The sequence below is a fragment of the Rhizobium sp. BE258 genome, from assembly GCF_031457345.1.
Taxonomy (GTDB): domain Bacteria; phylum Pseudomonadota; class Alphaproteobacteria; order Rhizobiales; family Rhizobiaceae; genus Rhizobium.
Map to the genome: position 1 here is coordinate 247,946 of NZ_JAVDWL010000008.1, position 24,810 is coordinate 272,755.

Consider the following 24,810-nt stretch of genomic DNA (forward strand, 5'->3'; position numbering starts at 1 on the left):
ATCGTGAGATTTGGGGATGCCCCGCTGAACGCGCAGCGGGGCATGGCATCACATCAGGCTATGCTCAGCTCTTTAGCTTCGCATTGCAGAGGCTGTAGTAACCGCCGCCTTTCTGGATCCACTTCAGACCGCCAAGCGAATTGCTGGCCTTGTCCTCGTTATAGGCGTCGACGCAGGTATGCATGCGTGCCTTACCGGGTTTTTCGCTGGCATATTTCGTCGAGATCGCCGTCGGGAACTTGACGCCTGACGGAGCTGCCGTGGTGGGTTTTTCCGGCTCTTCGTTGGTGTTGAGCGAGACATCGGGCTCGGCGGTAGCATCCGCGCCGCACTGCGCCTTGCGGAAGTCGTTCCACTTGACGCCCTTGGCCGAACCATCCGTCTGCGCGGACTTATACTTGGCGCTACATTCCTTCATCGTCAGTGCCGAAGCCGGCGTTGCCATGAAGGCGGTGGCACCGAGAAACGCAAGCGAGGTCAGCAGAACTGCACGATTAAGCATTGGTCCATCCTCCGATTGTACCTTGTACGGGTAAACTATCGGTCCGGACGAAATTCTTAGTCAACGTGGCATTTCATCTCACCAACCATAAGTATAATTCCTGAAAATATTGAAGGTTGCACTTTCACCTTCCTGGCTGGGCTGTCCTTTCCATCATGTGGCCGCGCCCTAGTTTCCTTTTGAACCGAAGGAGGGATGTTTCATGTCAGAGCAATCGGGCGAGGGGATCACTGCGCCCCGCAAAGTGCTGCGCGGGCGCCCTTACAGCATCAGCGAGTTCGCCCGCAAATACCGGCTCGACGATGAAGAGGCGAAACGGCTGTTCGAGAAATTCGGACCATCGGCGACCGAACTCGACCTGCTGATGGCGGCCAAGCGCAAGCCGCCGCTCCCGGCGCCGGGTGTCCGCATGTGAGCCTATCGCAAACAGGCGGTTGCCTCTGCGGCGCCGTCCGATACGTCATTGCCGGCGCGCCCTTGCTCTCCGGTCTGTGCCATTGCGCGGATTGCCGCAAGGAAAGCGGCTCCCTGTTTTCAGCCTTCGCCATCTGGCCACGCGCCGCGCTGTCCTATTCGGGTAGAGTATCGGTCTTTGCTGGCCGCAGTTTCTGCCCGCTCTGCGGCGGCCGGCTTTTCTGCCTGACGGAAGACAAGGCTGAGATTCGATTGGGTTCCCTCGATGACGCGCCGGGCGAGATCCAGCCCGACCACGAGATCTGGACGAAGCGGCGCGAAAGCTGGCTGCATCCAATCGCCGGTGCTGGTCAGTTTCCCGGCGATGCGGATTAAAACCGGATTTTCATTACCAAGATTTAATTGCACATCGCCCGCTTTCCGTGGCAATGCGCCTCTATCGCTAATCTCCGGTTCATCTTGCCTATGTATCTAGGGCTGAACCGAGCAGATGCTCTTATATCTCTGTTTGAGGACTTTCATGAGCGATTCCGAATCTGGAACCGGCCCGAAACTGTCTGCCCCGCAAGCGCCCGGCCATGCCGATCTGGCAGCCGTTCTCGCCGCGTCGGGCAAGCAGCGCCGGTCCGGCCGGTGGCGCGGCAGGCTGCTGGCAGCGGTGGCAATCATCATCATCGGCGGCGGCGCGGCCTATTATTATGCCGGCCGCGGCGGCAACGAATATAGCTACACGACCCAGCCGGTGAAGCGCGGCGATCTGACGGTTCTGGTGACCGCGACCGGCTCCGTCCAGCCGACCGAGCAGGTCGATATATCGAGCGAGCTGTCCGGCACCGTCCGGGACGTCAATGTCGATTACAACAGCACCGTCAAGGCAGGCGACGTGCTTGCCGTTCTCGACACCACCAAGCTGGAGGCTGATGCCAAGAGCTCACGAGCGAAGCTGGCATCGGCACAGGCCAATGTCACCAAGGCTAGCGCGGATCTCGAATCGGCCCGCACCTCGCTGGATCGCGTGAAGAACCTCGTGCAGAGCAACGTCACGACCCGCCAGAGCCTCGACGACGCGACCTACAAGTATGATTCCGCCGTCGCCGCCAAACAGATCAACGAGGCCGACGTCCTGTCTGCCGAGGCCGATCTCCAGCTTGCCGAGGTCAATCTGCAAAAGTCGCGTATCGTTTCGCCGATCGACGGCGTCATCCTGACCCGCTCCGTCGATCCCGGCGCGACGGTCGCCGCATCGCTGTCGGCGCCCGTTCTCTTCGTCATCGGCGGCGATCTGAAGAAGATGGAGCTGCAGGTCGATGTCGATGAGGCCGATGTCGGCCAGATCGCCGTTGGGCAGAAGGCGACATTTACCGTCGACGCCTATCCCGACCGCACGTTCCCGGCTGAAATCGAGCAGATCCGCTTTGCCTCCGAGACCACTAACAATGTCGTCACCTACAAGGCGGTACTGTCGGTCGACAATGCAGATCTTCTGCTGCGCCCCGGCATGACGGCGACCGCAGACGTGACGGTCGAGGCCGTCAAGAACACGCTGATGGTGCCGAACGCCTCGCTGCGCTATGCCCCGCCGGAAGCGGGCTCCGGCCGCAACCGCGGACTGCTCGGTCTCTTCCGGCCACCGCGCATGGGTCCGCGTTCGGGTGCCGGCGGTGAAGCGCTGACGGGAAACAAGCGCCGCATCTGGGTTCTCCGGGGAGAGCGGCAGGTACCCGTGGTGATCCAGGTGGGTTCCTCCGATGGCCAGTTCACGCAGGTGGCGCCGGGCGACGTCAAGGAAGGCGACGCGCTTGTGACCGACGCCACGGCGAAGACCCGGTAGGCGGCAGAGCGATGAGCAATCCGCCGCTTCTGGAATTCAAGCAGGTGTCGAAAGTCTACGGCGAGGGCGAGGCGGCAATCCGCGCGCTCGACCATGTCGACATGACGATCAATGCCCATGAGTTCGTCGCCATCATGGGCCCCTCGGGCTCCGGCAAATCGACGGCGATGAATATCCTCGGCTGCCTCGATGTGCCGACATCGGGCGACTATGTCTTTCAGGGCATCTCCACCGGCGGATTCGATCGCAGCCAGCTGACCCTGTTGCGGCGCCACATGCTGGGCTTCGTCTTCCAGGGCTTCAACCTGCTGTCGCGCACATCAGCTGTCGAGAATGTCGAGCTGCCGCTGATCTATCGCGGCATGGCGGCCGGCGAACGGCACGAGCGTGCCAGGGAGGCGTTGAAGCTGGTCGGCCTGTCTGGCCGCGAAAACCACAAGACGCAGGAACTCTCCGGCGGCCAGCAGCAGCGCGTCGCCATCGCCCGCGCCATCGTCACCGAGCCAGCGCTGTTGCTCGCCGACGAACCGACTGGCAATCTCGACACCAGGACCAGCGTCGAAATCATGGACCTGATGACCCGGTTGAACCGGGAACAGGGGATCACCATCGTCATGGTCACGCACGAGCCTGACATCGCCGCCTATGCGCGGCGGCTGCTGCGCTTCGTCGATGGTAAGCTCGAAACCGAAACTGTGCATCAGGCGAGGGCAGGCCATGTTTCTTGAAACGCTGAAACTTGCCCTGCGGGCCATCACCCGCAACATGCTGCGATCGTTCCTGACTGTGCTCGGCGTGGTCATCGGCGTCGCCGCCGTCATCGCCCTTGTGACGATCGGCAACGGCACGACGGCACAGGTCACGACCGAATTGCAGCGCCTCGGCACCAACATGCTTTTCGCAAGGCCCGGCCAGTTCGGTCCCGGACGCGCGAGTACCGAAGCGCGCCGCTTCACGGTCAAGGACGTCGAGGCGATCCGCGATCAGGTCGGCGGCCTGCGCGCCGTTGCCCCGCTCAACCAGACGACCGCGACGGTCATCTATGGGGGCCAGAGCCATTCGACCAGCGTCATGGGCACGACCAACGACTATTTCGTGGCGCAGGATTGGGACATGGCGCTTGGCCGCACCTTCGATGCGGCGGAAGAACGCGGCAGGGCGCGTTGCATTCTCGGCGAGACCGTACGCTCGCAGCTCTTCGGAGCAGCCGATCCGACCGGCCAGCAGATCCGCGTCGGCAAGGTTTCCTGCAGCGTCATCGGCGTTCTCGCCAAGCGTGGCCAGTCGGGCATGGGCAACGACCAGGACGATGTCGTCATCATGCCGGTGAAGGTCTACCAGCGCCGCATCGGCGGCAAGGCGAACGCCAACGTGCAGATGATCGTCATCTCGGCCCGCGACGGCGTTCCGACGTCGAAGATCCAGGATGAGACGGAGAACCTGCTGCGTGAGCGGCGCAAGATCATTCCCGGCCGCGAGGACGATTTCAACGTCAATGACATGACGCAGATCGCTGAGGCGATGACCGGCACGACGACGCTGCTGACCGGCCTGCTCGGCGCGGTCGCGGCCATCAGCCTGCTGGTCGGCGGTATCGGCATCATGAACATCATGCTTGTTTCGGTCACCGAGAGGACCCGCGAGATCGGCATTCGCCTGGCGATCGGCGCGCTGGAAACGCAGGTGCTGATGCAGTTCCTCGTCGAGGCGGTGGCGCTGTCGCTCTTCGGCGGCATCACCGGCATCGTGCTCGGCATGGGGATCGGCTTCGTCTCGGTGACCCTACTCAAGGTTCCCTTCGTCGTCAGCCCGCTGATGATCGGTGTTGCCTTTGCCTTCTCGGCAGCGATCGGCATGATCTTCGGCTATTTCCCGGCCCGCCGCGCCGCCCAGCTGAACCCGATCGAGGCCCTGCGCCATGAGTGAGGTGACGTCACCGCAGTTTGATATGTCATCCCTCAAACGTCACCTTGCCATCGCGCGGGATGCGTGCAAGGGATGATATATCAGTAACTTGTGCCCCGGATCTGAGATGCAGAATTCGCAAAGTCACCAATCCTATCTGGCGCTGGAGCACGCGATCGTCACGCTCGCGGTCAAGCCTGGCGCCATGGTGACCGAACGGCAGCTGATCGACATGACCGGCCACGGCCGTACGCCGGTCCGCGAGGCGATCCAGAAGCTCGCCTGGCAGGGACTGATCATCGTGCGCCCGCGCGTCGGCCTGCAGATCGCCGAGATCGGCCCCGATGATCACGCGAGCGTCATGCAGGTGCGTCGCGAGCTGGAACCAATTGCCGCTGCACTGGTCGCCGAGCATGCGAACGAGGACCAGCGCGAGGCGCTGGCCGGCTGCGAGAACACCATGCGCGCCTGCGCCGACAGCGGCGATCTCTCCGCCTTCTTTGCCGCCGACAAGGCGTTCGACGAAGTGCTGGAGGAGGCCTGCCCGAACCGCTTCATCACGTCAGCGCTCGGCCCGGTCCAGACCCACGCTCGCCGCATCTGGTACTCGACGGCAAACCCGTCGCGCATGGAGCGTTCCATCGCGCTTCACGTCGCAACGATCGAGGCGATCCGCGAAGGCCGCACCGACGCTGCTCGCGATACGATGACCGTGCTGATCGACTATCTCAGCCAGAAATGAAAACGGCCCCGTTTCCGGAGCCGTTATTATCCTGAAATCCAGTTGGGCCTATCAGCCGACGAAGGCGCGCTCGATGACGAATTCTGCCGGCTTGCTGTTGGCGCCTTCTTCAAGGCCTGCCTTTTCCAGCAGTTCCTTGGTGTCCTTCAGCATCGCCGAAGAGCCGCAGATCATGCCGCGGTCGATGGCCGGGTCGATCGGCGGGATGCCGAGATCGGTGAACAGCTTGCCGGATTCAATCAGGTCGGTGATGCGGCCGGTGCGCTCGAAATCTTCGCGGGTGACGGTCGCGTAGTGGCGCAGCTTGTCGCCGACGACTTCGCTGAGAAGCTCGTCGTTGCGGATCTCGTCGACGAGGTCGAAGCCGTATTTCAGTTCGGCGACGTCGCGGGTCGTGTGGGTGAGGATGACTTCCTCGAACTTCTCATAGGTCTCGGGATCGCGGATCAGGCTGGCGAAGGGCGCGATGCCGGTGCCGGTCGAGAACATGTAGAGACGCTTGCCGGGGGTCAGCGCATCGAGAACCAGCGTACCGGTCGGCTTCTTGCGCATCAGCACCTGGTCGCCGGGCTTGATGCCCTGCAGATGCGAGGTCAGCGGACCATCCGGAACCTTGATCGAGAAGAATTCGAGCTCTTCGGCCCAAGCGGGGCTTGCGATCGAATAGGCGCGGAACACCGGCTTGCCTTCGACCATCAGGCCGATCATCGCAAACTCGCCGGAGCGGAAACGGAAGCCCTGCGGCCGGGTCATCGTGAAGCGGAACAGCCGGTCGGTATAATGCGTGACGCTCAGCACCGTTTCGGCATAGACGTTTGCCGGAATGGAGGAGGCGAAGTCTTCGGTCTTTGCAGGGGCGTTCATTTCGGTATCGGATCCCGTATTCATCGCACGATAATTCTATTGCGAGGCTGATATTACAAAACCACCGCAAATTAAAGGCAATCCATTCTCTGCCGCGTGCCAGCCGCGAAATATGCATGTCATTCTCATGATTCAATGCCCTGTGGGCTCTTTTCGCTTTTGATCTGGCGGAGCGGGGCAAAGGATGCATATTAGGGCCAAAACGCGCCCGGTAGTAATGGGGGCGGCAGGCGGTACGGGGAAACATGAAGATTTTCAATTACAAGCGCGTGCCCTATGCGGAAATGCGCGCCTTTTCCGTCCACATTCTGACGGCTTCCGGCTCATTTCTGGCTTTTCTCGGTGTCGTCGCCGCTGCAGAGCATCGCTTCATCGATATGTTCTGGTGGCTGGGTCTGGCACTGCTCGTCGATGGTATCGACGGCCCGATCGCACGCAAGGTCCGCGTCAAGGAAGTGCTGCCCAACTGGTCTGGCGATACGCTCGACAACATCATCGACTACGTCACCTACGTACTGCTACCAGCATTTGCGCTCTATCAGAGCGGCATGATCGGCGAGCCCTGGTCCTTTGCCGCGGCCGGCATGATCGTCGTCTCCAGCGCCATCTATTATGCCGACATGGGCATGAAGACGGAAGAGTATTTCTTCTCCGGATTCCCCGTCGTCTGGAACATGATCGTCTTCACATTGTTCGTCATGGATGCCAGCGCCTTGACCGCGATGATCGTCGTCACCGTATCTGTGGTCCTGACCTTCCTGCCGATCAACTTCCTGCACCCGGTCCGCGTCAAGCGGCTGCGGCCGCTCAATCTCGGCGTCTTCTTCCTCTGGTCAGCGATCGGCATCTATGCGCTGCTGATGCATTTCAGCATTCCGCACTGGGCGGTTGTTCTCTTCATCATCAGCGGTATCTATCTCTATTGCATCGGCGCCGTGCTGCAGTTTTTCCCGGCGCTCGGAAAATCGGCATAAGGACAGGCATGATGGCAAAGACGAAGGCAGTCGCATTTAGCCGCAATGGCGGACCAGAGGTTCTGGAATATGTTGATGTCGATCTGCCGCCGCCATCTGCCGGTGAAGTGCAGCTGAAGCATGCCGCAATCGGCCTGAATTTCATCGACGTCTATTTCCGCGACGGCACCTACAAGGCGCCGCATCTGCCCTTCGTTCCCGGTAAGGAAGCTGCGGGAACTGTTACCGCGGTCGGGCCCGGCGTCACCGATTTTGCCGTCGGCGACCGCGTTGCCTATGCCGGCGCGGACGGCGCTTATAGCGTTGAGCGCAACGTCGAGACCAAGCATCTCGTCAAGGTTCCCGACGGTGTCAGCCTGGAGACCGCGGCGGCGATGATGCTGAAGGGCATGACCGCCGAATATCTCCTGAACCGCACCTTCAAGGTTGGACCTGAAACGGTGCTGCTGTTTCACGCCGCCGCCGGCGGCGTTGGCCTGATTGCCGGCCAGTGGGCAAGGGCACTTGGCGCGACGGTTATCGGCACGGCCGGTTCCGACGACAAGGTCAAGCTGGCGCTTGAATACGGCTATGACCACGTCATCAACTACAAGGCCGGAAACTTCCTCGACCGTGTGAAGGAAATAACAGCGGCCAAGGGCGTTGACGTCGTCTATGACTCGATCGGCCGCGACACCTTTCCGCAATCGCTCGATTGCCTGAAGCCGCGCGGCCTGTTCGTTTCCTTCGGCCAATCCTCGGGCGCCATCGAGAACTTCACCATGTCGGCGCTGGCGCAACGGGGCTCGCTCTACGCCACCCGGCCGACGCTCTTCAGCTATATTGCGACACCGCAGGAGCTTAAGGATTGTGCAAACGCGCTATTTGCTGTTGTGCTGAGCAACAAAGTGCGTATCAATATCAATCAAACCTATCCGTTGCGTGAGGTGGGACGGGCTCACGCGGATCTGGAAACAAGAAAAACGACTGGAACTACGCTGCTGATCCCATAGGGATTCCGTGCAAAAAGGACGGATCGGCAGAGAGAAATGAGGGGAACGTGTCGTCATCCAATGCGCCGTCGTCTGGTGCGTTACTGTCGGTCCAGAAGCTGACCAAGCACTTCGGCAGCTTTGCTGCCTGCAATGAAATCGACCTCGATATTGCGCCCGGCGAAATCCATGCCCTGCTTGGAGAAAACGGTGCCGGCAAATCGACCCTGGTGAAAATGCTGTTCGGCGTGCTGGAGCCGACGGCAGGTCACATCCTCTGGCAAGGCAAGCCTGTATCGATCGGCTCTCCCGGTGAAGCCCGCAATCTCGGCATCGGCATGGTCTTTCAGCACTTCTCGCTGTTCGAGGCGCTGACCGTTGCCGAAAACATCGCGCTTTCCCTCGCTGACACCATTCCGATCGGCAAGATCGCCGAAGAGGCGCGCACGCTGTCGGCAGCTTACGGTCTGCCGCTCGATCCGCATGCCCATGTTGCCGATCTCTCGGTCGGCGAGCGCCAGCGCATCGAGATCGTCCGCGCATTGCTGCAGAACCCCAAGCTGATCATTCTCGACGAGCCGACGTCGGTGCTGACGCCGCAGGAAGCCGACAAGCTGTTCGAAACGCTTTTCAAGCTCAAGGCCGAGGGCCGGTCGGTTCTCTATATCAGCCATCGTCTCGAGGAAGTGCAGCGCATCTGCGACCGCGCAACAGTGCTGCGCCACGGCAAGGTGACGGGTGCCTGCGATCCGAAGCAGGAGACGCCGGCATCGCTCGCCCGCATGATGGTCGGCAGCGATGTCGCAGCCGTCACGCATCCCGATCGCGGCAACAAGGGCGAGGTGCAGCTTGCAGTCAGCAGCCTCTCTGTTGCCGCGCGCACGCCCTTTGCGATGCCTCTGAGGGATGTCTCGCTTGCGGTGCGCTCCGGTGAAATCCTCGCGATCGCCGGTGTTGCCGGAAATGGCCAGGGCGAACTCTTCGACGCGCTATCGGGCGAGTATCCGGTCTCCGAGCCATCGGCCGTCGTCATCCGCAGCAAGCCCGTCGGCAACGTGGGGATCACCGCGCGCCGCCTGCTGGGCGCAGGCTTCGTTCCCGAGGAACGCCACGGCCACGCGGCTGTCTCAGCCATGAAGCTTTCCGACAATCTCGTCCTGGCGCGCTGCCAGTCCGACCGCAAGTCGTTCCTTGGTGGCGGCTTTCTCGGCGTCATCCGCCATGGTGCGGTGAAAAATGCTGCGCGCCGTATCTCCGAAGCTATGGACGTACGCAAGAGCGGTGAGGATCCCGCAGCCGGATCGCTCTCAGGTGGCAATCTGCAGAAATTCATCGTCGGCCGCGAACTCGACCGCCAGCCGGCCGTACTCGTCGTCAACCAGCCGACCTGGGGCGTCGATGCCGGTGCGGCAAGCCGCATCCGCCAGGCGCTCGTCGATCTGGCGCGCGCCGGTTCGGCCGTGATCGTCATCAGCCAGGATCTCGACGAGATCTTCGAGGTGGCGACCGAGATCGCCGTCATCTCCGAGGGACGTCTGTCGCCGCCGTTCCCGGCTGGCGAGTTGACGCGCGAAAAGATCGGCCTGCTGATGGGCGGCCTGCACGACAGCAAGCCCGCTGCGGAGGCCGCACATGCGCATTGAACTCGAAAAGCGCCCGCAGGTCTCGAAGCTCTACGCTTTCGTCTCGCCGCTGCTGGCTTTGGCACTGACGCTGATTGCCGGTGCGATCATGTTCGCGATCCTCGGAAAGGACCCGATCCAGGCGCTCGACGCCTTCTTCATCGAGCCGCTGCTTGAGGTCTGGTCGTTGCATGAGCTGGCGATCAAGGCGGCACCGCTGATCCTGATCGCCGTCGGCCTGTCCGTTTGTTACCGCTCGAATAACTGGAATATTGGTGCCGAAGGTCAGTTCACGGTCGGCGCCATTACCGGCTCTATCCTGCCGATCGTCTTTACCGAATGGCATTCGCCGATGGTGCTGCCGCTGATGCTGATAATGGGCGCGATCGGTGGCGCGCTGTTTGCCGCGATCCCGGCGCTGCTGAAGGCGCATTTCAATACCAACGAAATCCTGACCTCGCTGATGCTGGTCTATATCGCCCAGCTGTTCCTCGATTGGCTGATCCGCGGCCGCTGGCGCAACCCGCAGGGCTTCAACTTCCCTGAAAGCGTCAGCTTCCCGCCGGAGGCAACGCTTCCGGCGATATGGGAGGAATCCGGCCGCGCCCACTGGGCCTTCATCTTCGCGATCGTCGCCGCCGTGCTCGTCTGGTTCATGATGAAATACACGCTGAAGGGCTTCGAGGTCGTTGTGCTCGGCCAGTCGGAACGGGCAGGGCGCTTTGCAGGGTTTTCCTCGAAGCGGATGATCTGGTTCGGCTTCCTGTTCTCCGGCGCGCTTGCGGGGCTTGCCGGTATTTCGGAAGTCTCCGGCTCGATCGGGCATCTGCAGCCGGCGATATCGCCGGGCTATGGCTTCACCGCGATCATCGTCGCCTTCCTCGGGCGACTGAACCCGCTCGGCATCATTCTCTCGGGCCTGGTGCTGGCGCTGACCTATCTCGGCGGCGAGGCGGCGCAGCTCTCGATCGGCGTTTCCGACAAGGTGACGCGCGTCTTCCAGGGGCTGCTGCTGTTCTTCGTGCTTTCCTGCGATACGCTGATTTATTACAAGATCCGCATTATCTGGTCGCGGGTCCGGGGAGGTGCGGCATGAGCATCTTCGAAGCCATTCTTCTCACCGTCATCACCGCCTCCACACCGCTCGTCATCGCGGCACTCGGCGAACTGGTGGCGGAGCGCTCCGGCGTCCTTAACCTCGGCGTCGAGGGCATGATGATCATGGGTGCCGTCGCCGCCTTTGCTGGTGCACAACTGAGCGGTTCGCCCTATATCGGCCTGATCTGCGGCATCGCTGCCGGTGCGCTCTTCTCGCTGCTCTTCGGCTTCCTGACACTGACGCTGGTCGCCAACCAGGTCGCGACAGGTCTGGCGCTGACGATCCTCGGCCTCGGTGTTTCAGGCATGCTCGGCGAATCCTTCGTCAGCGTCCCCGGCATCCGGCTGAGCCCGATCGTCTTCCCGTTCCTGTCTGACATTCCCGTGATCGGCTCGGTGCTCTTCCGCCAGGACCTGACCTTCTACCTGTCGATTGCACTGCTGATCGGCGTCAGCTGGTTCCTGTTTCGCAGCCGTGCCGGACTGAAGCTGCGCGCCATTGGCGACAATCACGCCTCGGCCCATGCACTCGGCATCAATGTCATCAGAACCCGTTATCTCGCCGTCATCTTCGGCGGCGCCTGCGCCGGTCTGGCGGGCGCTCAGCTGTCGCTGGTCTATACGCCGCAATGGGTGGAGAACATGTCGTCCGGGCGCGGCTGGATCACGCTGGCACTGGTCGTCTTCGCCTCCTGGCGGCCGCTACGCGTCTTTGCTGGCGGTTATCTCTTCGGCGCCGTCACCATTCTGCAGCTGCATGCCCAGGCATTCGGCATCGGCATTCCGGCGCAGTTCCTGTCGATGCTGCCCTATGCGGCCACTATTGTGGTTCTCATCATCATTTCTCATAATCGGCGCACGACGTTGATCAACACGCCCGCGTCGCTTGGCAAAGCCTTCGTCCCGGAGCGATAAAAGAACAAGAATCAGACGGGTTTCCGGAAATCTCTTCAAAACCAACAGGGGTCACCATGAAGAAAATAGCACTCGCACTCGCTGCTTCCGCTGCCGCGCTGATCAGCGTCGGCTCGGCTCAGGCTGCGGACAAGACCAAGATCTGCTTCGTCTATGTCGGTTCGCACACCGACGGCGGCTACTCGCAGGCGCACGATCTCGGCCGCCAGCAGATCCAGAAGGAATTCGGCGACAAGATCGACACGCCTTATCTCGAAAACGTTCCGGAAGGTCCGGATGCCGAGCGCGCCATCGAGCGTCTCGCCCGTTCGGGCTGCAAGCTGATCTTCACCACCTCGTTCGGCTTCATGGATGCGACCGTCAAGGTTGCTGCCAAGTTCCCGGATGTGAAGTTCGAGCACGGCACTGGCTACAAGTCCGGCCCGAATCTCGCGACCTACAACTCGCGCTTCTATGAAGGCCGCTATATCCTCGGCCAGATCGCCGCCAAGACATCGAAGAAGCACGGCGCGGCCTACATCGCCTCCTTCCCGATCCCTGAAGTCGTGATGGGTATCAACGCGTTCGAGCAGGGCGCGAAGTCCGTCGATCCGGAGTTCAAGCTCAAGGTCATCTGGGTGAACACCTGGTTCGACCCGGGCAAGGAAGCCGACGCTGCCAAGGCGATGATCGACCAGGGCGTCGATGTTCTGACCCAGCACACCGACACGACCGCGCCGATGCAGGTTGCCGAAGAGCGCGGCATCCACGCTTTCGGTCAGGCATCCGACATGATCGCGGCCGGCCCTAAGGCGCAGCTGACGGCAATCGTCGATACCTGGGGCAACTACTACTCCAAGCGCGTGCACGCGCTGCTCGACGGCACCTGGAAGTCCGAGCAGAGCTGGGATGGTCTGAAGGATAACATCCTGAAGATGGCGCCCTACACGAACATGCCGGATGACGTGAAGAAGATGGCCGAGGAAACCGAAGCCAAGATCAAGTCCGGCGAGTTGCATCCGTTCACCGGCCCGATCAACAAGCAGGACGGTACGCCGTGGCTCAAGGCTGGCGAAAAGGCTGACGACGGCACGCTGCTCGGCATGAACTTCTACGTCGAAGGCGTCGACGACAAGCTGCCGCAATAATATTTGGCCGCAACTTTTGCGATTGCGAAAGGCGCTCCGAAAGGAGCGCCTTTTTTGCTGCAGCGCATGCTAAAATGTCCATTTACAAAAGTAATACTATATGATTTTTTGAGCCTGCCGCGAGGAGCGGCAATTGGGAGAGACAATCATGAAATTGAAAACTGCACTTTTGAGTGCCACGGTTTTGGCTGCCTGCATGTTCGGTTCGGCCAACGCGGCCCAGCTCGTCGTCGGCTTTTCGCAGATCGGCTCGGAGTCGGGCTGGCGTGCGGCGGAGACGACCGTCACCAAGCAGGAAGCCGAGAAGCGCGGCATCGACCTGAAGTTCTCCGATGCTCAGCAGAAGCAGGAAAACCAGATCAAGGCGATCCGCTCCTTCATCGCGCAGGGCGTCAACGCCATCCTTCTCGCACCGGTTGTCGAAACCGGCTGGGACGATGTCCTGAAGGAAGCCAAGGAAGCCGAAATCCCGGTCATCCTTCTCGACCGCACGATCAAGGCTCCGGATGATCTATATCTGACGGCTGTGACATCGGACCAGATCCACGAAGGCAAGGTTGCCGGCGACTGGCTCGTCAAGAATGTTGGCGACAAGAAGTGCAACGTCGTCGAGCTTCAGGGCACCACCGGCTCCTCGCCGGCGATCGCCCGCAAGAAGGGCTTCGAGGAAGCCATTGCCGGCCACAAGAACTTCAAGATCGTCCGCAGCCAGACGGGTGACTTCACCCGTGCCAAGGGCAAGGAAGTCATGGAAAGCTTCCTGAAGGCGGAGAATGGCGGCAAAGATATCTGCGCCCTCTACGCCCATAACGACGACATGGCCGTCGGTGGCATCCAGGCGATCAAGGAAGCCGGCCTGAAGCCGGGCAAGGATATCCTCGTCGTCTCGATCGACTCCGTTCCGGATATCTTCACGGCCATGGCCGCAGGTGAGGCCAACGCGACCGTCGAGCTGACGCCGAACATGGCAGGCCCGGCTTTCGACGCCCTCGACGCCTACTTGAAGGACAAGAAGGCGCCGCCGAAGTGGATCCAGACGGAATCGAAGCTCTATACCCAGGCTGACGATCCGAAGAAGGTCTACGAGTCCAAGAAGGGTCTCGGTTACTGATCGGCACTGAACCCGCACCGGCCCATCATGGACCGGTGCGGACCTGCCTCTGCACGCGGGACATCATGTCTCGCGCCTGCAACGGCAAGACGGCTGAATATCAGGAAAAGACCGGACCATGATTCACGATTTCGAGAACGTCCTCGTCGCGTCTGGCATATCGAAATTCTTCCCCGGCGCGGTGGCGCTGGATAAGGTTGATTTCACGCTGCGCAAGGGCGAAGTGCATGCGCTGCTCGGCGAAAACGGGGCAGGCAAGTCGACGCTGATCAAATGCATGACGGGCGCCTATCGCCGCGATGAAGGCACGCTGTCGCTCGATGGCCAACACATCGATCCTGCCGATACGCTGGCAGCCCAGAAGCTCGGCATTGGCACGGTCTATCAGGAGGTCAACCTCCTCGCCAATCTCAGCGTCGCAGAAAACCTGTTTCTCGGCCGCCAGCCGCGCCGCTTCGGCATGCTGGATATCCGCGCGATGAACCGGCAGGCGCGCGACCTGCTGGCACAATACGGTCTTACCATCGACGTCACCGCACAGCTCGATCGCTTCTCGGTCGCCGTGCAGCAGGTCATCGCCATTGCCCGCGCCGTCGATCTCTCAGGCAAGGTCCTGATCCTCGACGAGCCGACCGCCAGCCTGGACACCCAGGAAGTGGCGATGCTCTTCGGCATCATCAAGAACTTGAAGGAGCGGAGACTAGGCATTGTTTTCATTACCCACTTCCTTGAGCAGGTCTATGAGATCAGCGATCGCATCACCGTGCTGCGCAACGGCAAGCTGGTCGGCACCCGCGACAAGGCGGACCTGCCCCGGCAGGGTCTGATCTCGATGATGCTCGGCCGCGAACTGGCGCATGCCGAAGAGGCCGCCAAGGAGCGCAGCATTGCCGCGGGCGCGGTCAAGTACCGCTTCGAGGGTTACGGTAAGCGCGGCAAGGTGAAGCCCTTCGACCTCGATGTCCGCGTCGGGGAAGTCGTCGGCATCGCGGGTCTCCTCGGATCCGGCCGCACCGAGACCGCGGAACTGCTGTTCGGCATCGAGAATGCCGATAGCGGCAAGGCCGAAGTTGACGGCAAGCCGGTCGCGCTGGCCAATCCAAGGGCGGCAATCCGCCATGGCTTCGGCTTCTGCCCCGAGGATCGCAAGACCGATGGCATCATCGGCGACCTGTCGATCCGCGAAAATATCGCGCTGGCGCTCCAGGCGCGCCGCGGCTGGGCGAGGCCGCTCTCCCGCAGCGAGCAGAATGCTCTGGCCGACCAATATATCAAGGCGCTGGATATCCGCACCACGGACCGCGAGAAGCCGATCCGGCTGCTGTCAGGGGGCAACCAGCAGAAAGCCATTCTGGCGCGCTGGCTGGCCACCAATCCGGATTTCCTGATCCTCGACGAGCCGACGCGCGGTATCGATGTCGGCGCCCATGCCGAGATCATCCGGCTGATCGAAGAGCTCTGTGCCAAGGGCATGTCGTTGATCGTCATTTCCTCGGAACTGGAAGAACTTGTCGCCTATAGCTCGCGCGTCATCGTGCTGCGAGACCGCGAGCATATTGCCGAGCTGACCGGCGACCGCATAACCGCATCCGGCATCGTCGATGCCATTGCTGCGGCTGACAAAAAAACGGAGGATGCATGAGTTCCTCGCTGAAGGCGCTTGCCATACGCCTAGCGCCGCAATTGATTGCGATTGCTGTCATTCTTTTGTTGAATTTCATCATGTTTCCGCAATTTTTTAATGTCGTTATTCAAAATGACCGCCTCTATGGCAGTCTGATCGACGTGCTGAACCGCGGGGCGCCGGTGGCGCTGCTGGCGATCGGCATGACGCTCGTGATCGCCACCAAGGGGATCGATCTCTCAGTCGGTGCCGTCATCGCCATCTGCGGCGCGGTCGCGGCATCCTCGATCGTTTCAGGGAACTCGCTCGGCTATACGCTGATCGCAGCGCTGGTCGTCGGTCTGCTTTGCGGCGTCTGGAATGGCTTCCTGGTTGCCGTCCTCAACATTCAGCCGATCATCGCCACACTGGTGCTGATGGTCGCCGGACGCGGCATCGCCCAGCTGATCACCGAAGGCGTGATCATGACCTTCAACGATCCCGGCCTGATCTTCTTCGGCAGCGGCTCCTTCGCCTTCCTGCCGATGCCCGTCGTCATCTGGCTGGTGGCCGGGGCGATCGTTATCGCGCTGGTCCGCCGCACCGCTCTTGGCATGCTGGTTGAAGCAGTCGGCATAAACCGAAGAGCCAGCACACTTTCCGGCGTTCGCACACCTGTCTTGCTGATGGCCGTCTATATGCTGAGCGGCCTTTGCGCAGCAATCGCCGGCATCATCGTCGCCGCCGATATCAAGGGCGCGGATGCCAACAACGCCGGGCTGTGGCTGGAGCTCGACGCCATCCTGGCTGTCGTCGTCGGCGGCAATTCGCTGCTCGGCGGGCGGTTCAGCATTCTCGGTTCGCTGATCGGCGCGATGATCATCCAGTCGGTCAACACAGGCATCCTGCTGTCGGGCTTCCCGCCGGAGTTCAACCTCATCATCAAGGCGGTGATCATCCTGGTGATCCTAATCATCCAGTCGCCGGCGCTGCAGTCTGCCGCTGTCTTCTTCAGCCGCAAGTCCAGAGCGGAGCAGCCGAAATGAATTCCCGATACCTGCCGCTGCTCGCGACCATCGTCATCTTCATCCTGGCCTATGCGGCCTGCGCGCTGCAGTATCCCAACATGCTGTCGACGCGCGTTGCCGGAAACCTTCTGACCGACAATGCCTTTCTCGGCATCGCCGCCGTCGGCATGACCTTCGTCATCATTTCCGGCGGCATCGATCTGTCGATCGGTTCGGTCATCGCCTTCACCGGCGTCTTCCTCGCCGTCATTCTGCGCGACACCTCCATTCACCCGCTGCTCGCCTTCGTGCTGGTGCTTGTTATCACCACCGTCTTCGGCGGGCTGATGGGCGCGGCGATCCACTATCTGAAGATGCCGCCCTTCATCGTCACGCTCGCCGGCATGTTCCTGGCGCGGGGCATGTCCTATGTGCTGTCGATCGACAGCATCCCGATCGAACATGACTACTATTCGACGCTGACCAGCATCTACTACCGCCTACCGGGCGGCGGCCGCCTGACGCTGATCGGCGGCATCATGCTCATCGTCTTCATCGCCGGAATCGTTGTCGCCCACCGCACACGCTTCGGCGCCAACGTCTATGCGCTTGGCGGCGGGGTGCAGACCGCCGAGCTGATGGGGGTTCCGGTCGCCAAGACGACCATCCAGATCTACGCGCTTTCGGGCTTTCTCGCGGGCCTATCCGGAATCGTTTTTTCGCTCTATACGTCGGCCGGTTATTCCCTTGCAGCGGTGGGCGTCGAGCTCGATGCCATCGCAGCGGTCGTCATCGGAGGGACGCTGCTGACTGGGGGTGCAGGATTTGTAGCAGGGACCTTCATCGGTCTCCTGATACAGGGGCTCATTCAGACATACATCACCTTCGACGGGACCTTGTCGAGCTGGTGGACGAAGATCTTGATCGGGCTTCTGCTCTTTGCATTCATTCTGATGCAGAAGGCCATTCTGTTCCTTTCCAGCCTGAACAAGAGGTAGGCCTGACGGAGGACGTGTTGCTTGCGCAACAGAATGATTGATACCCGCAGAACGGGGCGGAAGACACGGACAAGCCACGCACAGGTCGTGGACGAGCTTGGCAGAGCCATGGTCGCCGGAACATATCCGGTCGGCTCGATCCTGCCCGGTGACGTGGAGCTCGCCCAGCGCTTCAAGGTTTCCCGCACGGTGCTTCGCGAAACCATGAAGACGCTTGCCGCCAAGGGTATGGTCGTTGCCAAGGCGCGCGTCGGAACGCGTGTGACGGAGAAGAACCTCTGGAACATGTTCGACAGCGAGATCATCGCCTGGCACTTCGATAACGGCGCCACCGAAGAATTCCTGCTGCAGCTCTACGATATCCGCCTGGCATTCGAACCCTTCGCGGCTGGCCTCGTCGCCGAGCGCGCCACCGGCGATGACATCGCGCATCTGCGCGAACTGGCACTGGTCATGGCGGAACCCGGCCACACCACCGAGAGCTTGGCGCTCGCCGACCTCAGGTTCCATCTGGCGGTCGCCGATGCCTCGCACAACCCCTTCATGCGCACGCTCGGCAGCCTGATCGAGGCAGCCCTTGTCGGCATGTTCCGCATCAGCACACCGCCATCGCAGAACGGCTTTTCGAATATCGCCGATACCCACATGCGGATCGTCGATGCGATCGCCGCTGGCGACGTCGCCGGCGCGCGCAAGGCGATGGAGGATGTGATCATCGATGGGCGCGATCACGTCCACGAAGCATTCCTCACGATGAGCCGCGCATCGGCCTAGCGGCGTAAATCCATTTTTCATCTTTGTCGTCGCTTCGCGTTGCTGCTATGTCACAGCAAAAGCGCCGAACAACGGATTCCCGGAGCCTGCATATGGAACGCACCTGCCTTGCCGTCATCCTCGCCGCCGGTGACAGCACCCGCATGAAGTCTTCGAAGTCGAAGGTGCTGCATCCCGTCGCCAACCGGCCGATGATCGCCCATGTAGTTGACGCGGTCTCGAAGGCCGGCATTTCCTCAGTGGCACTTGTCGTTGGCCGCGACGCCGACGAAGTGGCAAAAGCCGCATCGGTCAGCGGCGTTGCCGTCGAGGCGCATTTGCAAAAGGAGCGGCTTGGCACCGGTCATGCGGTTCTCGCTGCCCGCGAGGCGATCGCCCGCGGCTATGACGACATCCTCGTCACCTACGGCGATGTTCCGCTGCAGACCGACGGACCGCTGAAGGCGGCACGTCAGGGGCTCGCTGATGGCAGCGACATCGTCGTCATCGGCTTCCATACGGACAAGCCGACCGGCTACGGTCGTCTGCTCGTCAAGGACGGCGAACTCATTGCCATCCGCGAAGAAAAGGACGCGACCGATGCCGAGCGCACCGTAAACTGGTGCAACAGCGGCCTGATGGCGATCAACGGCCGCAAGGCGCTGGATCTGCTTTCCCGCATCGGTAACAGCAATGCCAAGGGCGAATATTATCTGACCGACCTCGTCGAGATCGCCCGCTCGCTGGGCGGCCGGGTCACGGCGGTCGATGCGCCGGAAGTCGAGATGACTGGCTGCAACAACCGCGCCGAGCTTGCTAACATTGAGCGCCTCTGGCAGGAGCGCCGCCGCCACGAACTGATGCTGTCAGGCGTGTCGATGATCGCGCCTGAAACTGTCTTCCTGTCGCATGACACAGTGATCGGCCAGGATGCGTTGATCGAACCGAACATCATCTTCGGACCCGGTGTGGCGATCGACAGCGGCGCCGTCATTCACGCCTTCTCGCATATCGAGGGTGCCCATGTCAGCGCCGGCGCCACGGTCGGCCCGTTTGCACGCCTGCGCCCAGGCGCCGATCTCGGCGAGGGCTCGAAGGTCGGCAATTTCTGCGAAGTGAAGAATGGCAAGATCGCCGAGGGCGCCAAGGTCAACCATCTGACCTATATCGGCGACGCCGTCGTCGGCGCTCACACCAATATCGGGGCAGGGACCATCACCTGCAATTACGACGGGGTGAACAAGCACGAGACCAGGATCGGTGCCAACGCCTTCATTGGGTCGAACAGTTCGTTGGTTGCACCTGTCCAGATTGGGGATGGCGCCTACATTGCGTCCGGCAGCGTCATCACCGATGATGTTCCGGACGAAGCGCTTGCATTTGGACGTGCGCGCCAGGAAATAAAGCCGGAGCGTGCGAGGATTTTGCGCGAGCGGGCGCTGGCGATCAAGGCTCAGAAGAAGGCCAAGGGCTGAGTTACGGCCCGAAATCCAAAGTGACCACCTGACCGATTGAGAAATAAGAATAAATCGATAGGAGTGGCGTCACTATTTCGAAGCGGTTGGGGATAATTTCATGTGTGGTATTGTTGGGATCGTCGGTAGCAAGCCGGTTGCCGGGCGTCTGGTCGATGCGCTGAAGCGCCTGGAATACCGGGGCTATGACTCGGCCGGTGTCGCCACGGTCTATGACGGCGTGATGGATCGCCGCCGGGCCGAGGGCAAACTTTTCAATCTCGAGAAACGCCTTGATTCGGAGCCGCTCGACGGCACTGTTGGCATCGCTCACACCCGCTGGGCAACGCACGGGGTTCCGAACGAAACCAATGCCCATCCGCATTTCGTCGAAGGCGTGGCCGTCGTTCATAACGGCATCATCGAAAACTTCTCGGAAATTCGCGATCACCTGACCGCCGAAGGTTCGGTCTTTGAAAGCCAGACCGATACCGAGGTCATCGCCCACCTGATGGCGAAATATCTGGGTGAAGGCCTGCAGCCGCAGGCAGCACTGCTGAAGATGCTGAACCGCGTCACCGGCGCCTTCGCGCTGGCGGTGATGCTGAAGGATCATCCAAACACGATCATGGCTGCCCGCTCGGGCCCGCCGCTCGCCATCGGTCACGGCAAGGGCGAGATGTTCCTGGGGTCGGATGCCATTGCGCTATCTCCCTTCACCAGCGAGATCACCTACCTCGTCGACGGCGACTGCGCGATCATCAGCCGCGACGGCGCGACGATCCTCGATTTCAGCGGCAACGTCGTAAAGCGCCCGCGCCAGATTTCCCAGGCAACAGCCTATGTCGTCGACAAGGGCAATCACCGCCACTTCATGGAGAAGGAAATCTATGAGCAGCCGGAGGTCATCTCCCACGCGCTTAGCCACTACGTAAACTTCGCCGACAACACTGTCGGCGCCAACGCCGCAGGTATCGATTTCAAGTCGGTCAGCAGCCTGGCGATCTCCGCCTGCGGCACGGCCTATCTTGCCGGCCTTGTCGGCAAATACTGGTTCGAGCGCTATGCGCGCCTGCCCGTCGAGATCGACGTCGCCTCGGAGTTCCGCTACCGCGAAATGCCGCTGCAACCGACACAGGCCGCGCTCTTCATCTCGCAGTCAGGTGAGACCGCCGATACGTTGGCATCGCTGCGCTACTGCAAGGAAAACGGCCTGAAGATCGGCGCCGTCGTGAACGTCCGGGAATCGACGATCGCCCGTGAATCCGATGCCGTCTTCCCGATCATGGCCGGTCCGGAAATCGGCGTTGCCTCGACCAAGGCCTTCACCTGCCAGCTGGCCGTGCTGGCCTCGCTGGCACTCGGCGCCGCCAAGGCTCGTGGCACGCTGACCGCCAAGGACGAAAAGGAGCTCGTCAAGCATCTGGCCGAGATGCCGCGCATCATGAGCCGCGTGCTGAACCTCATCCAGCCGCAGATGGAGAGCCTGTCGCGCGAGCTGTCCAAGTGCCGCGACGTGCTCTATCTCGGCCGCGGCACCAGCTTCCCGCTGGCCATGGAAGGTGCGCTGAAGCTCAAGGAGATTTCCTATATCCACGCCGAAGGCTATGCCGCCGGCGAACTCAAGCATGGGCCGATCGCACTGATCGACGAGAACATGCCGGTCATCGTCATCGCCCCTTATGACCGCTTCTTCGACAAGACGGTCTCCAACATGCAGGAAGTAGCAGCCCGCGGCGGCCGTATCATCTTCATCACTGACGAGGCCGGTGCCGGCGCCTCGAAGCTGCCGACCATGGCTACCATCACCCTGCCGAACGTCGATGAGATTATCGCCCCGATGATCTTCTCGCTGCCGATCCAGCTGCTCGCCTATCACACGGCCGTCTTCATGGGCACCGATGTCGATCAGCCGCGCAACCTTGCCAAGTCGGTCACGGTGGAGTGAACCTGGAAATCCCCGGACGAGGCTTGTCCGGGGAACCGAATTCTGGCAGCTTCGTTTCGAAGGTACGGGGGAGCGCCGGATCACGAAAGCCGATAGACTCAAGGGAGTTCATCGCCAGCGATGACGAACAAGATTCCCCGTTTGCCGATTGCAACGCGCATCAGAAACAATTTCCTCGCGGGCCTCATCATCTGCGCGCCGATCGCTATTACCCTGTGGCTGACATGGTCTGTCGTGCGCTGGGCCGACAGCTGGGTGAAACCCTATATTCCGGCCCGTTATGATCCGGACAGCTATCTGAATTTCGCGGTCCCGGGCTCCGGCCTGCTGATCGCGATGATTTTCATCACCATCATCGGTTTTCTCGGCAAGAACCTGATCGGCCAGACGATCGTGCAGTTCAGCGAATCGCTGGTGCGCCGAGTGCCGCTGGTGCGCAGCATCTACAAGAGCGTGAAGCAGATCTTCGAGACCGTGCTCAAGGAGCGCAGCAACTCCTTCAAGAAGGTCGGGCTGATCGAATATCCGAGCGCCGGCCTCTGGTCGCTGGTGTTCATCGCCACCGATGCCAAGGGCGAGATCGCCTCGAAGTTCAATGCGATGGGCAAGGACATGGTCAGCGTCTTTCTGCCGCCAACGCCGGTGCCGACCGCCGGATTCCTGATCTTCGTGCCGCGGGAAAAGATCCTCGTGCTGGATATGAGTGCCGAGGATGGCGCCAAGCTGCTGATATCAGGCGGCCTGGTCACGCCTGAGCATCTGCCGGTCATACCGGGCGCTGAGCCGCAGCCGAACGTCAAGCCGAAGCTCTCAGCCCGCGTGAAGAAAGCGGATCGCCTCATCGCGCCGGAATAGGTAGAGCAGGGTGCGGACCGCCTGTCCGCGCTCGCTGGTCAGTTCCGGATCTCGCTCGATCAGATAGGCCGCGTCCTTGCGGGCGATCTCCAGCAGATCGGCATGCGCTTCCAGGCTGGCGATGCGGAAGCCCGGCGTTCCAGATTGCCGTGTGCCGAGCAATTCGCCTTCGCCGCGCAGCTTCAGATCTTCCTCTGCGATCCGGAATCCATCTTCGGTCTCCCGCATGATCGTCAAGCGCGCGTGCCCTGTTTCCCCGAGCGGCCCCTTGTAGAGCAGGATGCAGGTGGACGCCTCGTCGCCGCGCCCGACACGGCCGCGCAGCTGGTGCAGCTGCGCCAGCCCGAAACGCTCGGCATGCTCGATCACCATGATCGTCGCGTCGGGCACATCGACGCCGACTTCGACGACGGTCGTTGCCACGAGCAGCCGAATCTCGCCATTCTTGAACGCCATCATCACGGCATCCTTTTCCGGCCCGCTCATCCGCCCATGGATCAGCCCGATGCCAGGGCCGAGCGCCGAGGTCAGGGTCGAATGCCGTTCTTCGGCGGACATCAGATCCAGCTCTTCGGATTCTTCGACCAGCGGGCAGATCCAATAAGCTTTCTTGCCCTCGGTCAATGCGCTCTTCAGCCGCTGGACGATATCGCCGGTACGTTCGTTCGGAATGGTGATCGTATGGATCGGTTTGCGCCCCGCCGGCTTCTCGGTGAGCTTCGAGACATCCATGTCGCCGAAGGCGGCGAGCACCAGCGTGCGCGGGATGGGGGTCGCGGTCATCACCAGCATGTGCGGCGAGATGCCCTTGGCGGTCAGCCGCAGGCGCTGGTGAACACCGAAGCGATGCTGCTCGTCGACAACCGCCAGCATCAGGTTCTTGTAGCTGACGCTGTCCTGGAACAGCGCATGCGTGCCGATGATGATCTGAGCCTCGCCGGAGGCAATGCGCTCAAGAATGTCCTCGCGCTCGCGCCCCTTGGTGCGGCCGGTCAGCACCTCGATGCGAAGGCCGGCGGCCGCACCGAATTTCGAGATCGTTGCATGGTGCTGCCGCGCCAGGATTTCCGTCGGCGCCATCAGCACCGCCTGGCCGCCGCTTTCGATCACCGCCGCCATCGCCAGCAGTGCCACAAGCGTCTTGCCGGAACCGACATCGCCCTGCAGAAGGCGGAGCATCCGGTCTTCGCTCGCCATATCCTTCAGCACTTCGGCGATTGCTTGCGTTTGGCTCCCTGTTGGAGAAAATGGCAACGACTGCAATATCTTGCCGCTGATTTCTCCAGTAGCACTTACGGGCTGACCGGAGACTTTGCGTAACCGCTGCCGGACGAGGCTGAGCGACAGTTGGCCGGCCAGAAATTCGTCATAGGCAAGGCGCCGGCGTGCCGGCGCCTGCGGATCGATATCGGCCGCATCCTGCGGTTCATGCAGCATATGGAAGCTGTCGCGAATGGTCGGCAGGGCCTGCTTCTGCGTCAGGGCCAGATCGATCCATTCCGGAAGCTCGGGCATGCGCGGCAAGCCGGCCTCGATGATCTTGCGCAGGGTCTTCGGCGATAGGCCCGCGGTCAGCGGATAGACCGGCTCGACCAGCGGCAGGTTCTCGGCCTCGCTTGCCTTCACGATATAATCGGGATGCACCATCGTCGCCCGGCCGTTGAACCAGTCGACCTTGCCGCTGACGGTCACCTCTTCATCGAGCGGCAGCTGCTTTTCGAGCCAGTTGGCCTGCCCGCGGAAGAACACGAGGCCAAGTTCGCCGGTCTCGTCATGCAGGAACACCCGGTAGGGAATGTTGCTCTTGCCGCGCGGTGGCGCCTGATGCCGGTCGACCCGCCCGGTGATCGTCACAATCGCCCCCTGCGGCGCCCGTGCGATGCCCGGCTGATTGCGCCGGTCGACGAGTGAAGACGGCGCATGAAACAGCAGATCGACGATCCGCGTATCCTCGGGCGTCTCGCGGCCGAGAAGCTTGACCAGCAGTTCCGCGATCTTCGGACCAACGCCTGCAAGAGCCGAAACGGGAGAAAACAGCGGATCGAGAATGGTGGGACGCATGCCGGCAAAATGCGATGAACAATAGGGCCTTGGCAAGGCTGACAACGCGCTTTCG

General features: G+C 61.5%; 23 protein-coding genes. 20 read left to right on the forward strand and 3 right to left on the reverse strand.

Features of this window, described 5'->3' with window-relative positions; translation table 11 throughout:
• Positions 1–64: 64 nt before the first annotated feature.
• Positions 65–502, reverse strand: coding sequence for a hypothetical protein (locus J2X43_RS26100; RefSeq protein ID WP_112387433.1), 438 nt, complete (start codon positions 500–502; stop codon positions 65–67).
• A gap of 202 nt (positions 503–704) precedes the next feature.
• On the opposite strand from J2X43_RS26100, the gene J2X43_RS26105 reads away from it, so the two are divergent.
• The 6 genes from J2X43_RS26105 (at position 705) to J2X43_RS26130 (ending at position 5,394) form a co-directional block, all read left to right on the forward strand.
• A complete protein-coding gene (locus J2X43_RS26105) occupies positions 705–917 on the forward strand; it encodes a hypothetical protein (protein ID WP_112518449.1) in 213 nt (70 codons plus the stop codon).
• Positions 914–1,291 (forward strand): GFA family protein, encoded by a 378-nt coding sequence (locus tag J2X43_RS26110; protein ID WP_310299288.1) that lies wholly within the window; start codon positions 914–916, stop codon positions 1,289–1,291. Before J2X43_RS26105 ends, J2X43_RS26110 begins: the two co-directional genes overlap by 4 nt.
• A gap of 145 nt (positions 1,292–1,436) precedes the next feature.
• A complete protein-coding gene (locus J2X43_RS26115; protein ID WP_310299291.1) occupies positions 1,437–2,747 on the forward strand; it encodes an efflux RND transporter periplasmic adaptor subunit in 1,311 nt (436 codons plus the stop codon).
• Between the two features lie 11 nt (positions 2,748–2,758).
• Complete coding sequence (locus J2X43_RS26120; RefSeq protein ID WP_310299295.1) at positions 2,759–3,475, forward strand: ABC transporter ATP-binding protein; 717 nt, start codon at positions 2,759–2,761, stop codon at positions 3,473–3,475.
• Positions 3,465–4,673: an ABC transporter permease gene (locus tag J2X43_RS26125; protein WP_310299298.1), complete on the forward strand. Its 1,209-nt coding sequence runs from the start codon at positions 3,465–3,467 to the stop codon at positions 4,671–4,673. Before J2X43_RS26120 ends, J2X43_RS26125 begins: the two co-directional genes overlap by 11 nt.
• A 106-nt stretch (positions 4,674–4,779) precedes the next feature.
• Complete coding sequence (locus J2X43_RS26130; RefSeq protein WP_310299301.1) at positions 4,780–5,394, forward strand: GntR family transcriptional regulator; 615 nt, start codon at positions 4,780–4,782, stop codon at positions 5,392–5,394.
• Positions 5,395–5,445: 51 nt separating this feature from the next.
• On the opposite strand, the gene J2X43_RS26135 is transcribed toward J2X43_RS26130, so the two are convergent.
• Positions 5,446–6,258, reverse strand: a complete 813-nt coding sequence (locus tag J2X43_RS26135; protein WP_112387494.1) for a ferredoxin--NADP reductase — start codon at positions 6,256–6,258, stop codon at positions 5,446–5,448.
• 245 nt (positions 6,259–6,503) lie between these two features.
• On the opposite strand from J2X43_RS26135, the gene pcsA reads away from it, so the two are divergent.
• From pcsA to J2X43_RS26205, 14 genes are all read left to right on the forward strand, one after another.
• A complete protein-coding gene (gene pcsA, locus J2X43_RS26140) occupies positions 6,504–7,232 on the forward strand; it encodes a phosphatidylcholine synthase (RefSeq protein ID WP_112387426.1) in 729 nt (242 codons plus the stop codon).
• A gap of 11 nt (positions 7,233–7,243) precedes the next feature.
• Positions 7,244–8,224: a quinone oxidoreductase gene (locus J2X43_RS26145; protein WP_310299306.1), complete on the forward strand. Its 981-nt coding sequence runs from the start codon at positions 7,244–7,246 to the stop codon at positions 8,222–8,224.
• Positions 8,225–8,271: 47 nt separating this feature from the next.
• Positions 8,272–9,846: an ABC transporter ATP-binding protein gene (locus tag J2X43_RS26150; protein WP_112539468.1), complete on the forward strand. Its 1,575-nt coding sequence runs from the start codon at positions 8,272–8,274 to the stop codon at positions 9,844–9,846.
• Positions 9,836–10,921, forward strand: a complete 1,086-nt coding sequence (locus J2X43_RS26155; RefSeq protein ID WP_310299311.1) for an ABC transporter permease — start codon at positions 9,836–9,838, stop codon at positions 10,919–10,921. Before J2X43_RS26150 ends, J2X43_RS26155 begins: the two co-directional genes overlap by 11 nt.
• Positions 10,918–11,838, forward strand: coding sequence for an ABC transporter permease (locus tag J2X43_RS26160; protein ID WP_112387423.1), 921 nt, complete (start codon positions 10,918–10,920; stop codon positions 11,836–11,838). The genes J2X43_RS26155 and J2X43_RS26160 overlap by 4 nt, the downstream gene beginning before the upstream one ends.
• Positions 11,839–11,894: 56 nt before the next feature.
• On the forward strand, positions 11,895–12,965 hold the full coding sequence (locus tag J2X43_RS26165; RefSeq protein ID WP_310299314.1) for a BMP family ABC transporter substrate-binding protein: 1,071 nt from the start codon (positions 11,895–11,897) through the stop codon (positions 12,963–12,965).
• Positions 12,966–13,113: 148 nt separating this feature from the next.
• Positions 13,114–14,076 (forward strand): galactofuranose ABC transporter, galactofuranose-binding protein YtfQ, encoded by a 963-nt coding sequence (gene ytfQ, locus J2X43_RS26170; RefSeq protein ID WP_112387421.1) that lies wholly within the window; start codon positions 13,114–13,116, stop codon positions 14,074–14,076.
• A 118-nt stretch (positions 14,077–14,194) separates the two neighbouring features.
• Positions 14,195–15,718 carry a galactofuranose ABC transporter, ATP-binding protein YtfR gene (gene ytfR, locus J2X43_RS26175; protein WP_310299320.1) on the forward strand — a complete coding sequence of 508 codons (1,524 nt, stop codon included), beginning with the start codon at positions 14,195–14,197 and terminating at the stop codon, positions 15,716–15,718.
• Complete coding sequence (locus J2X43_RS26180; protein ID WP_310299323.1) at positions 15,715–16,725, forward strand: ABC transporter permease; 1,011 nt, start codon at positions 15,715–15,717, stop codon at positions 16,723–16,725. Before ytfR ends, J2X43_RS26180 begins: the two co-directional genes overlap by 4 nt.
• Positions 16,722–17,684, forward strand: coding sequence for a galactofuranose ABC transporter, permease protein YjfF (yjfF, locus tag J2X43_RS26185; RefSeq protein WP_310299326.1), 963 nt, complete (start codon positions 16,722–16,724; stop codon positions 17,682–17,684). Before J2X43_RS26180 ends, yjfF begins: the two co-directional genes overlap by 4 nt.
• A gap of 33 nt (positions 17,685–17,717) precedes the next feature.
• The gene (locus J2X43_RS26190) at positions 17,718–18,458 is read left to right on the forward strand and encodes a FadR/GntR family transcriptional regulator (RefSeq protein WP_405049648.1); all 741 of its coding nucleotides are present in this window, start codon (positions 17,718–17,720) and stop codon (positions 18,456–18,458) included.
• Between the two features lie 92 nt (positions 18,459–18,550).
• Positions 18,551–19,912, forward strand: coding sequence for a bifunctional UDP-N-acetylglucosamine diphosphorylase/glucosamine-1-phosphate N-acetyltransferase GlmU (glmU, locus tag J2X43_RS26195; protein ID WP_310299329.1), 1,362 nt, complete (start codon positions 18,551–18,553; stop codon positions 19,910–19,912).
• 100 nt (positions 19,913–20,012) lie between these two features.
• Positions 20,013–21,839, forward strand: a complete 1,827-nt coding sequence (gene glmS, locus J2X43_RS26200; RefSeq protein ID WP_310299332.1) for a glutamine--fructose-6-phosphate transaminase (isomerizing) — start codon at positions 20,013–20,015, stop codon at positions 21,837–21,839.
• A 120-nt stretch (positions 21,840–21,959) separates the two neighbouring features.
• Complete coding sequence (locus tag J2X43_RS26205; RefSeq protein ID WP_310299335.1) at positions 21,960–22,694, forward strand: DUF502 domain-containing protein; 735 nt, start codon at positions 21,960–21,962, stop codon at positions 22,692–22,694.
• Here the strand turns inward: J2X43_RS26205 and recG are convergent.
• Entirely contained in the window at positions 22,650–24,755 is a 2,106-nt protein-coding gene (gene recG / locus J2X43_RS26210; RefSeq protein WP_310299338.1) for an ATP-dependent DNA helicase RecG, read from the reverse strand. The genes J2X43_RS26205 and recG overlap by 45 nt on opposite strands.
• Positions 24,756–24,810: the final 55 nt, after the last annotated feature.